General features: G+C 37.9%; 9 protein-coding genes. All 9 read left to right on the top strand.

What is annotated here, in order from left to right:
• Positions 1–587 precede the first annotated feature (587 nt).
• The 9 genes from ACTF56_RS11545 (at position 588) to ACTF56_RS11585 (ending at position 11,577) form a co-directional block, all read left to right on the top strand.
• The gene (locus ACTF56_RS11545) at positions 588–1,331 is read left to right on the top strand and encodes a LytR/AlgR family response regulator transcription factor (RefSeq protein ID WP_438967064.1); all 744 of its coding nucleotides are present in this window, start codon (positions 588–590) and stop codon (positions 1,329–1,331) included.
• 125 nt (positions 1,332–1,456) lie between these two features.
• Positions 1,457–1,684 (top strand): hypothetical protein, encoded by a 228-nt coding sequence (locus ACTF56_RS11550; RefSeq protein ID WP_438967065.1) that lies wholly within the window; start codon positions 1,457–1,459, stop codon positions 1,682–1,684.
• A gap of 12 nt (positions 1,685–1,696) precedes the next feature.
• Positions 1,697–4,123, top strand: a complete 2,427-nt coding sequence (locus ACTF56_RS11555) for a T9SS type A sorting domain-containing protein (RefSeq protein ID WP_438967066.1) — start codon at positions 1,697–1,699, stop codon at positions 4,121–4,123.
• A gap of 3 nt (positions 4,124–4,126) precedes the next feature.
• Positions 4,127–5,416 carry an OmpA family protein gene (locus tag ACTF56_RS11560; RefSeq protein WP_438967067.1) on the top strand — a complete coding sequence of 430 codons (1,290 nt, stop codon included), beginning with the start codon at positions 4,127–4,129 and terminating at the stop codon, positions 5,414–5,416.
• Positions 5,417–5,443: 27 nt separating this feature from the next.
• Positions 5,444–6,514, top strand: coding sequence for a hypothetical protein (locus ACTF56_RS11565; RefSeq protein WP_438967068.1), 1,071 nt, complete (start codon positions 5,444–5,446; stop codon positions 6,512–6,514).
• 265 nt (positions 6,515–6,779) lie between these two features.
• The gene (locus tag ACTF56_RS11570) at positions 6,780–6,962 is read left to right on the top strand and encodes a hypothetical protein (RefSeq protein WP_438967069.1); all 183 of its coding nucleotides are present in this window, start codon (positions 6,780–6,782) and stop codon (positions 6,960–6,962) included.
• A 24-nt stretch (positions 6,963–6,986) separates the two neighbouring features.
• Positions 6,987–8,267, top strand: coding sequence for a hypothetical protein (locus ACTF56_RS11575; RefSeq protein ID WP_438967070.1), 1,281 nt, complete (start codon positions 6,987–6,989; stop codon positions 8,265–8,267).
• A 62-nt stretch (positions 8,268–8,329) separates the two neighbouring features.
• Positions 8,330–10,105, top strand: coding sequence for a hypothetical protein (locus tag ACTF56_RS11580; protein ID WP_438967071.1), 1,776 nt, complete (start codon positions 8,330–8,332; stop codon positions 10,103–10,105).
• A gap of 98 nt (positions 10,106–10,203) precedes the next feature.
• Complete coding sequence (locus ACTF56_RS11585; RefSeq protein WP_438967072.1) at positions 10,204–11,577, top strand: peroxiredoxin family protein; 1,374 nt, start codon at positions 10,204–10,206, stop codon at positions 11,575–11,577.
• Positions 11,578–11,936: the final 359 nt, after the last annotated feature.

Below are 11,936 nucleotides of genomic sequence, written 5' to 3' on the forward strand. Positions count from 1 at the left end.
TCGTAACAGAATTAATTCTGTTACGATTTAACTATATTTGAATTATTAACGAGTCAACCTTTTTTAGGACAACTCAATGTTTACAATCCGATAAACGTTTCTAAGTAAAATAACATTAAGCAATGAATCCAATTAAATAATCCTAATTTTTATGTAATCTGATATTAGAGTAAATAAAAAAACTAATAGAATTAGGAAAACTCTTTTATTAGAAAAAAAAAGTCAATCCATTAAGTAAGAATATTATTATTATTACACTTATTATTAAAAACAAATCAGTTGTTAAGTTTTTAAGCGTCATTTATTTATTTTAAATATAGAATTAAAAAAAAATAGTAATTTTATGGATAAATTATTCATAAGATGAAATTCTTCTCCAAAAAAAAGATTCCTAATACAGAAGAAATGAATTCATTTTACATGCAATTAATAAAAATAAAAAAAAGAAGAAAAAATTTCAATGTTGAAAAAGTTATGAAAAAGGTGTATCCCAATTTTATTTTTCCTAAGGAAAATTAATTTATAAGCAGGCATATTATATCATTCAAACATTTCAAAAACATAAATTAACCTAACCAGAAAAAAATATGAATACCTATTCTGCTCTTATTATTGATGATGAAATTGAGAGTATTCAATTGATTGAATTGTATCTAAAAAAATATTGTAAAGAAATTACTACGCACTATTTTGCAAACAATATTAAGGATGGTATTGAGTTATTTTTAGTACACAAACCCAATTTGCTGTTTTTAGATATTGACCTTAAAAACGGAGAAAACTCCTTTGACCTGGTGAATAATTATGATTTAAGTCAGAGTGAAATCATCTTTATTACATCGCACTCCGAATTTGCAATCAACGTAATCAATAATAATGAAAATATTTCAGGTTACATTCTTAAACCTTTAAAAGTTGCTGATTTATTAAATGCGGTAACCAAAAGTTATAAAAAAATGGATGTTAAAAACGGTAAAAGAAACACACCCAACAAAGATAATTTTAACTACATCCCTATTCCTTCCATAAACAAAGTGGATTTGATACGTCCTGATGAAATTCTTTATTGTGCGGCAGAAGGAAAATACACCATGTTTTATACCTCAGATAACCGAATTATTACGTCCTCCAGAAACTTAGGCGAATATCAAGATCTGCTGGACCCCAATGTGTTTTTCAGAATTCATCATAAATACTTGGTCAACACCCATTTAATCAAACAATTGAGTAAAGCGGATGGCTACTTTTGTGAACTAATTAACGGTACCTCTTTACCTATATCCAAAAGGAGACAAGAAAGCTTTAATAAATTCATTAAAATTAAATTTTAGCACACTTACACTTATTCCTTAAAGCCTTACACATAATTATTCATTGCCTTGCACTTATGTATCTTTCCAAATATACTGGAAACATATAAAGATATTTGTACTCAATACTTTAAAATGCAAAGCTTATGAATTACAAAATCCAAAATTATTTGCGTCAAATAATTTTATTCTTTTTGGTATTATCTCCGATAGTATCATTTGCCGATGACTTTGACGACGGTCCTGAACCACCTCCTGCTCCCATAGGAGATTACATCTTCTTGTTAATGGGTGCTGGTGTGGTTATTGTTTTTTTTTTATTCTATCAAAGAGAAAAAAAAAATCAAAAAAAAAGAAATTATACTAACTCCTAAAAATCAATAATTTTGAAAACAAATACGTTTATAAAGAAAACGGAACTTCAGGTTTTGGGTTTCTTTACAATACTACTTAGTTTCAGTACGGCTTTTGGTCAAGTTCAACAAAATGGTTCTCTTTACATAGGAGATAATGGATTGGTAAGTGTTTTTACCTCTCCTTTTAATTTTGGGACTTCACCTTCAACAACAGTTACCACTAGAACTGATGCAATTTATGGAAAACTCTATTTTCCTGTTGCAACAACATGGGCTTCTGCATCAGATACGCATCATGTTAACGGTTATGTTAGTACTTTTGGAAATGCTGATTTTACTTTTCCTGTTGGTAATGGAACGGTATATGCCCCTGCAAGAGTGCAAGGTGCAAGTACCTCTAATGCGTACGATTGTGCTTATTATACAGCCAATCCTACTACTATTGGTGCCACAATTGATAATGCTACATTAGAAGCCATTTCATCGGTTGAATATTGGGATGTAAAAAGCAGCTCAACAGCGCTATTATCTTTAACTTGGCGTGCTGCAAGTGATTTATCTAATTTATTGGTAGGTGTTGCTTTGGAAGATATAGTAATCGCTGGATACAACAGCACTACTAATCAATGGGAACAAATTCCTTCAGTAGTTGATTTGAACTATTTAGGTACAGGAGCCGCAAGTAATTTAACCGCAGGTTCTATTACTTCAACAATACCAGTACCTTTTGGCACGTACTCCAAGTTTACATTAGCTGCAAAAGGCTCTTGTCAACCTTTAGTAGCTTCTTCAGGAGTTACCAAAACATGGAACGGCTCATGGAGCCCGTCTGCACCCACTTTAGCTGACCCAGTGGTTATTGATGCCGCATATTCAGGGGGTTCTTTCGCTTGTAACTCTTTGGTTTTAAATGCTGAGGTAACCCTTGCAGCTGACGAAAACATAGAAATTGTTAATGGTGTTACAGGTGCTTCCAAAATCATCATGGCTACTAGTGCTAGTGTTGTGCAAAGAGCTACGGGTGTTGGAAAACCAAACATTGAAATGACCAAAACAAGAACAGCACTAAAAAGATACGATTATGTGTATTTTGGAACTCCTGTTGCAGGTGATTTCTATGGTGATATGGCATCGGCAATTGCTGTTGGTGGTGTAGCTGGAGCCTTTGATTTCTCTTACAAATATGTGACAGGTGCAGGAGGTGGATGGGCAGCTACATCGGCTACAGAAACAGGAAAAGGTTTTATTGCTCATGTGGGACAAGCCGCTCCTTTTTTAGATGCAAGTACAACAGCTGATGTAAGTGTAGTTATTGATGGTGTAGCAAATAATGGAGATATTAACGTAGGTTCATTTACTAACGATATTGGACAACCTTATGGTGGTAGAAGCCATATTTTATTAGGAAATCCTTATCCCTCTGCTATAGACGGAGATAAATTCTTAGTAGAAAATACAGCTATTGATGGGGTGCTATACGTTTGGAACTCCGCTGTTTCCTATCCAGGTTCAGGAAATTATACACAAGCCGATTACTTGTCTTATACAAGAGCTGGTTTTGTAGCACCAACAGCTATAACAGCAAATTTTAATGGTAAAATACCTTCAGGACAAGGATTTAAAGTTAGAATAACTCCTACGCTTGGAAGTGAAACAACTACTTCCGCTACAGCTAATATTACTTTTAACAACTGTATGCGTGTTGTAGACAACAACACTAATTTTTACAGAGCAACTAATGCTAATGCAACTGCTTCAAATACAACTTCAACTCCTAAAGACCGTTTCAAGTTAAACATGACAGGAGCTAACGGGGTATTCAGTCAAATATTAGTGGCTTATTTACCTCAAGCAACTTTAGGTTACGACAGAATGTATGATGCGGGAAGAAATTCCGTAAGTACAGCTCAGTTCTACTCTATTTTTGAGGGTGATGGAAGAAGATTAGCCATTAACGCTAGACCTACTTTTACAACTACAGATGTAGTACCCGTAGGAATTCGTAAAAACAATACCAATGCCGAAACTTTTGTGTTAGGAATTACAGCGCAAGAAGGGGTGTTTACAGACCCTAACGTAAAAGTGTACTTGCATGATAAGGTGGCTAACACTTTTCACGACTTTAGTACTGGTGATTTTACTTATACAACAACTGATGCTGTAACCAATGAAAGATTTGAAATTGTATATCAAACTACTGCTTTATCTAATCCTACTTTTGTGTCATTGGATGCTACAATTGTTTTAAATAACAATACCCTAGCGGCAACGGCTGAAGCTACTATAAAAGCCATTCAAATTTATGACATAACGGGTAGATTAATTCAAAATTACCAAGACATTAATGCGGAAACTTTCAACGCTGCTTTTGTTCACGAAGAAAGTATTTATGTAGCCAAAATTACTTTTGATAACGGTACTACGGTAAGTAAAAAATTAATACACTCTAAAAATTAAAGCATGAAAAATTATAAATTAATCATTGCCTTATTAATAACATCAACCTTTGCAATTGCTCAAAGTAATTCTGCTAATGGAGACTACAACAAATGGTCTGTAGAAGTTAATGTAGGACAAAACAAACCGGAAAAGCCTTATGCTACTGGATATTTTTCATCCGACCCAACTAAATACTTCAATTTTAATGGAGTAGAACACATAGATTTAGGTTTAAGATACATGTTCAACCCGTATTTCGGAGCTAAACTAGATTTCGGATACGATATCATGCAAAACCAAGCAGGAACAGCTTCTTTGCCTTTTGAAACAAACCAATATCGTGTTGGCTTACAAGGGGTTATCAATGCAGGTAGACTTTTAAAATTTGAAACGTTTACCAACAGATTTGGTTTATTACTACACGGTGGTTTACAAGTTTCGCAATTGGCACCACAAATGGGTATTAACAAAGGAGTAACCGAAGACAACGGTGGTTTAATGGTTGGGGTAACACCACAATTTAGAATCACTAATCGTTTAGTTTTATCAGGTGACTTTACATTGCTTAGTAATGTAAGACAACATTTTAACTGGGACGGTTCGTATTCGGAACAAGCCAACAATTTAACAGGTACTTTATTCAATACTTCCTTAGGGCTTACTTTATACTTAGGTAAAAAAGATACTCATGCCGATTGGTATTCGGAAAAAGCTACAGCAGAAGTTCCTGTTGAAAAATACGACGACCAAGAATTGAAAAAACGTATCGAAGACTTGGAACGAAAAAATGTAGACATCGACAAAGATGGTGTTCCTGATTATTTGGATTTACAAAATGATACAGTTTTTGGTTTAAAAGTAGATGCACAAGGAAGATTCATTGATGAAAACAAAAACGGTATCCCTGATGAAACGGAAGAAAATCCTGAGGACATCAAACCTTTTAACCCATCAGAAGACCCAGAGTACAATGCCATCATGGAATTTGAATACAACATCATGTATTATGATTTAGATAGAGTGGATCCCAACAAAGAATCTAGACAAAAATTAAAGTTTGTGATTGATTATTTACAGAAGAATCCCGAATACAAAGTGCAACTGAAAGGTTACACGGATAACCTAGGAACGGTACAATCCAATAACCTTTTATCTAATCGAAGAGTTGCCAAACTAAAAAACATTTTGGAAAGCTTTAACATCAGCGGCGACAGAATAAAAATTGAAGGCAAAGGAATTGACACTACATACAGTTTTTCCAATAAAGGAGAACCTTTAGCAAGAAGAGTAAATATTATTATAATCAAATAAAACACAATTTTTTTTAAAATAAATTCAATGAAAAAAATAGTAGTAACAGCTATTCTATTAGCAACAACTAGTTTCTATGCCCAAGTTGGTATAGGAACAACTAACCCAGAGGGAGCACTCGATGTGGTCTCTACTAATTCGGGTATTGTAGTACCAAGGGTGGCCAATACAGCTTCCGTCACAACACCTATTAACGGAATGATTATCTACGATTTATCTTCTAATTGTTTTAAAGGTTACCAAAACGGTGCCTGGTCAGATTGCGGATTTGTTCCAGTTAACCCAATTTTAGTTCAAGTAGGTAACGAAGGAGATGCTCCTAACACAGTACCATCTGTAGTAACAGCAGCTCAATTAGCGTCTGTACCAGGAGTAACTGATGTTGTTTCTGCTAATGAAGCAGGATACCAAGCGTACATTGATGCTAATCCAGCATTATTCTCTGCTCCAGCAACGGTTGCAGAAGTAAACGCAATGATTGCAGCAGTAAATGCTACAGCTCCAACAACAATTACCTCAACAACTGGTAAGATTTGGATGGACAGAAACTTAGGTGCTACGCAAGTGGCAACAAGTGTAACAGATTATTTGGCGTATGGTGATTTATACCAATGGGGTAGAAAAGCCGATGGTCACGAAAAAATAACGTGGTCTAATAGCACCACAGGTAGTCCTGTAAACGGGACAACCACCATTCAAGCTGATATACCAGCAGACAACCTTTTTATCACAGAAGCTGTCTCACCTTTTGATTGGAGAGTGAACTCTGACGATAATTTATGGACTGGTGTAGCTGCGGTGAACAACCCTTGTCCATGGGGTTTCCGTGTACCAACTAACGCAGAATTATCTGCCGAAATAACAGCTTACAGTATTACTAATAGAACTAGCGCATTTAATAGCCCGTTTAAATTCACTGTTTCAGGTCTGCGTTTTTTAAGTGATGGTAATGTCAACTTCGAAGGCACTAACGGTTACTACTGGACCAGTTCAACAAGTGGTAATAACGCCATTTACCGCTACTTCTTCTCAGGTAGCACTAGCGAATTCAATTACGGCCGTACATACGGCTTTTCGGTACGTTGTATCAAAGGCTAGAACCTTTGTTTCTTTTTAGTGGTGGCTCTTGGAGCCACCACTTTTTAATACCGCGAAGCGGTCGATTTTTTTAGAAAATGGCAAGTATGACTAATAGAATACAACATCTTTCAATTTATCATCTTTTTTTGTATAAAACAAGGTGTTTTTTGGGTTGCGTATCAACAAAGTGTTTATTTTATGGCACGCTATAAAGGATATAAACCCACAAAAAGTATTATAAAATAATAAAAAATAATGCTGTAAGTTTAGGTTTACAATAGGAATGCTTCAGTCTAACAACTTATTATCTGTCCGAAGAGTGGATAAATTAAAAAACATTTTAGAAAGCTTTAACATTAGTGGAGACCGAATAAAAATTGAAGGAAAAGGGATTGATACTATTTATAGTTTTTCTAGCAATGGAGAACCTTTAGCCCGAAGAGTAAATATTATCATAATCAAATAAAAACAATTTTTTAAAATAAATACAATGAAAAAAATAGTAGTAACAGCTATTCTATTAGCAACAACTAGTTTCTATGCCCAAGTTGGTATAGGAACAACTAACCCAGAGGGAGCACTCGATGTGGTCTCTACTAATTCGGGTATTGTAGTACCAAGGGTGGCCAATACAGCTTCCATCACAACACCTATTAACGGAATGATTATCTACGATTTATCTTCTAATTGTTTTAAAGGTTACCAAAACGGTGCCTGGTCAGATTGCGGACTTGTTCCAGTTAACCCAATTTTAGTTCAAGTAGGTAACGAAGGAGATGCTCCTAACACAGTACCATCTGTAGTTACAGCAACTCAATTAGCGTCTGTACCAGGTGTAACAGGTGTTGTTCCAGCAAACGAAGCAGCATACCAAGCGTATATTGATGCTAATCCAGCATTATTCTCTGCTCCAGCTACAGTTGCCGAAATAAACGCAATGATTACAGCAGTGAATGTACAAGCTATTTTAGTTCAAGTAGGTAACGAAGGAGATGCTCCTAACACAGTTCCATCGGTAGTAACAGCAGCTCAATTAGCGTCTTTACCAGGAGTAACTTATGTTGTTCCTGCTAATGAAGCAGCATACCAAGCGTACATTGATGCTAATCCAGCATTATTTTCTGCTCCAGCTACAGTTGCCGAAATAGACGCAATGATTACAGTAGTAAATGCAACAGCAACACCTATTACCTCAACAACTGGTAAGAAATGGATGGACAGAAACTTAGGGGCTAAACAAGTTGCCACAAGTGCTACAGATCATTTGGCGTATGGCGATTTATACCAATGGGGAAGAAAAGCCGACGGTCATGAAAAAATCAATTGGACTAGTTCTACAACAGGTACACCAGTAAACGGAACAACCACCATCAACGCTGATACTCCTGCAAACAACCTCTTCATCACAGAAAACATTACCCCTCATGATTGGAGAGTGAACCAAAACGCTAACTTATGGAATGGTGTTGCTGCGGTGAACAACCCTTGTCCAGAAGGTTTCCGTGTGCCCACTATTGCAGAACTCAATGCCGAATTTTCAGCTTATGGTATCATCGACAGTGCAACCGCTTTTTCTAGCCCGTTCAAATTCACTGTTCCAGGTCTCCGCAATTACTTTAATGGTAGCCTCAGCGTGGGCAGTTACGGCTACCTCTGGAGTAGTTCAGTGAGTGGTTCTAACTCCAGTTACCGCTACTTCTTCTCAGGTGGCGCTAACTTGGACATTAACCGCCGTGCATACGGCTTTTCGGTACGTTGTATCAAAAACTAGAACCTTTAGCAAGAAGAGTAAATATTATTTAAAATAAAACACAATTTTTTAAAATAAATTCAATGAAAAAAATAGTAGTAACAGCTATTCTATTAGCAACAACTAGTTTCTATGCCCAAGTTGGTATAGGAACAACTAACCCAGAGGGTGCACTCGATGTGGTCTCTACAAATTCAGGTATTGTAGTACCAAGGGTGGCCAATACAACTGCCATCACAACACCTATTAACGGAATGATTATCTACGATTTATCTTCTAATTGTTTCAAAAGTTACCAAAACGATGCCTGGTCAGATTGCGGATTTGTTCCAGTTAACCCAATTTTAGTTCAGGTAGGTAACGAAGGCGATGATCCTAACACAGTTCCATCTGTAGTTACAGCAACTCAATTAGCTTCTGTACCAGGTGTAACAGGTGTTGTTCCAGCCAATGAAACAGCTTACCAAGATTATATTGATGCCAATCCAAACTTGTTCTCAGCCCCTGCAACGGTTGCCGAAGTACAAGCGATGATTAACCAAGTAAACGCCAATCAAACATTACTTGCCAATATTGGTACAGATGCAGACAATGGTAACAACACGCTTACAGCAGGTACAACTGCTGCCCAATACAATGCTCTTCCGGGTGTAAGTGGTGCAGTTGCTGCCAACGAAGCGGCCTACCTGGCCTACATTGCTGCGAATCCTAATGCCTTTTCTTCTCCTGCTACAGCGGCTGAAGTACAGGCCATGATTGATGCGGTGAATGCACCACCTATTGTAGCTCCTACTAACCCAACGGGTTCTGCTTCTTTCACAGGTAAGACATGTTTTGATGTGGCTACCATAAATGATGGTGGAGCCTTTGGTCCGTTAGCAGCGCGCCAGGCCAATAAAGCAGACTTTACAGCTACCCCAACCTATACGTACACGTACAGTAATACGGTAGCCTCTACTAATGTAAGCTTTGTGTTTGTTAACACCAACGGTACCCCTGTAGTGAGCATAAGCCCTACCACGGTTACCCCAAGTGTTGCTGCCAATACCAACCTTACGGTAGATGTAACATATGCATCAAATCTTAACACCACCGCAGCTACCTTGAGTGCAGAAACAGGCTTTACAGCAGAACTGTATGTGGTTTATACCACCACCGCAGGTACCTTCCAACAAAAACTTACACCCAACGTAAGGGATGCGCAATGCTGTGGGGCTTTTGTATCTGCTACCAATTACAAAGAATTCCTTTGCCATAACCTTGGTGCTGACACTAGTTTAGACCCACACGTACCTGTAATAGGCTTACAAGGAGCTTATATACAATGGGGAAGAAGAGGACCTAACACTACGGGAGACTCTCGTGTAGATTGGCAAACAGCCGGTAACACAAGCAACTTTGCTGCTGCACCAACATCTGGTAATGCCAATGCGGGAGCAGTGAGTGGTTGGAGTACTACGGATGCTGCAAACAACGCTTGGCGTACCGCTGGTGGTGCTAAAACTGCCAACGACCCATGCCCAAGTGGCTACCGAGTACCTACTAGAGCAGAGTGGACTGGTGTAAACAACAACAACACCGCAAGTAGAACGGGAACATTTTCTAGTAACGCTTCTAATTACGGCGTTGCCCTGCATTATGGTCCTAACGCCAGCACCAAGCTACTTACTTTGCCTGCTGCCGGCCGCCGCACCAATAACGATGGCTCGCTCGTCAACCGTGGCAGCACCGGCTTCTACTGGAGTAGTACGGAGTTTGGCATTAACGCTTACGGCGTGTATATCTTTAACAGCAACGTGGACCCGGCCTTCTCCAGGAATAGAACGGAAGGCTTTTCGCTCCGTTGTATTGCAGAATAAAAGCCCCTTAAGCCTCGCAGTGGGAATAAGGAGTCAAGTTTTAAATAGTAAAGTGTGGTGGTAGCATGCCGCCACGCTTTCAAAAAAAGTAAAGAAAAATGAAGTATGTAATCTATATTTTATGTTGTTTTTTGCCTTGGGGGGCAGTGGCACAGTCCATCAGCATGGAGTTTCCTGCTTTTGCTGGCAAGACGTATGATCTGGTCATTTTTCAAGGCAGCAAAGCCGAGAAGGTGCAGCAGGATACCATACCCCAAAATGGCAAATTTACCTTAACCATTCCTGAAAAGTACGCCCCTTATACGGGTATGTGTAGGTGGTTATTAACAAATTCAGAAACAGGTGGCGGTATAGATATGGCGATACCTGGTCATGATTTTGCTATTTCGTGCCTGAGTGATAAGCCCGATAACACCAATATAGTTTACACCGGTTTTGATGCCGTGAATGAGCTAAACAGGCTCCATGGCGAGCAACAGAAAATCATAGATAAGTATGAGGTGATGAGCCGTGCTGCACAATTGTATGACAAAACACACCCCTTGTACGCTACTTTTCAAAACGAAAAAGCAGTACAAGCCCAAGCGTATGAGTTATTTCATGAAGGCCTAAAGCAAAACAGCAACTACAATGCCCGTTTTTTGCCTATTGTCAATCTGATGCAGGGATATGCTCATCGAATTGCCGATAACGATGCCGAAAAAGGCCGCCTTTTCAATGAATTTTTTACACAAAAAATGAGCATTCAAGACTTGTATGTGTCGGGGCATTGGGAGGGTATTATTCAGAGTTGGGTGCAGTACCAAGCCCATGTGGTGAATGATAAAGACAAGTTTGCCGAGGATTTTAAGATATTGCACGATAAGATGGCCAATCCTATTCAATATACCGATTTTGTGGGCAAAATGACTTTTTTTCTGACGCAATACGGCAAAGATGATTATGTACAAGCCATTGCCAATAAAGTCATCCGTTCGGGCAAAATTACGAGTTACGAAGGCAAGACGATGGAGGTGTATGTAAAAGGCATGGTAGGTAGTCAGGCTCCGGATTTAATAATCACCGAGCATATTGGTCAACTGGAAGACCACAATCACAGTACTACCGTACTAAAAAGCAGTGAGTTAGGTGCTGGTGGCTATAGCCAAACGCTATTGGTGTTTTATCAATCAGGCTGTGGGCCTTGCGAACAAGTTATATTGGGTTTACAAAACAACTTTAAAGATTTAACAGCAGAAAGCATAAGAATACTGTCCATATCTTCAGATGTAGACGAAAATGTATTTAAAAACACCGCTGCTAATTTTCCGTGGCAAGACAAATACTGCGACTTTGAAGGTATAAGCGGCATCAACTTTAAAAACTATGCAGTTATAGGTACGCCAACTATGTATTTATTAGACAGCAAAGGCATTATTGTAGAAAAAATGGCTACTATTGAGCAGGTATTGGCATGGAGTAAAACGAGGTAGTTTCAAGTTGAAGGTTTCAAGTTTTATACTTCTCTAACCAATAGTCTTTGATAAAACAGTTTAAAATCAAAAAAGCGTTTCTGTTGGAACAAAAAACGCAAATGGAAGCGTTTTTATTTCTAAAAGAAGTTCAAGAATTGATCTAAAAACCGTTGTGCCTTGTGCGTCTTTGTGATACCAATTTTTCACAACAGCAGTTGTTACATTTTATGTAAAATACAAAAAGACAAAGAAGTAAGATATATGCAAATAATTTTAGAAAATTTATACAAAGCCTATTTTGAAGCACGTAAAAACAAACGAAATACAATAGAGCAGTTAAAATTTGAAGTGAATTTTGAAATCTAACGCCTTCACGG

The sequence above is a fragment of the Flavobacterium sp. genome (assembly GCF_965657075.1).
In the GTDB taxonomy this organism is placed as follows: Bacteria; Bacteroidota; Bacteroidia; order Flavobacteriales; family Flavobacteriaceae; genus Flavobacterium.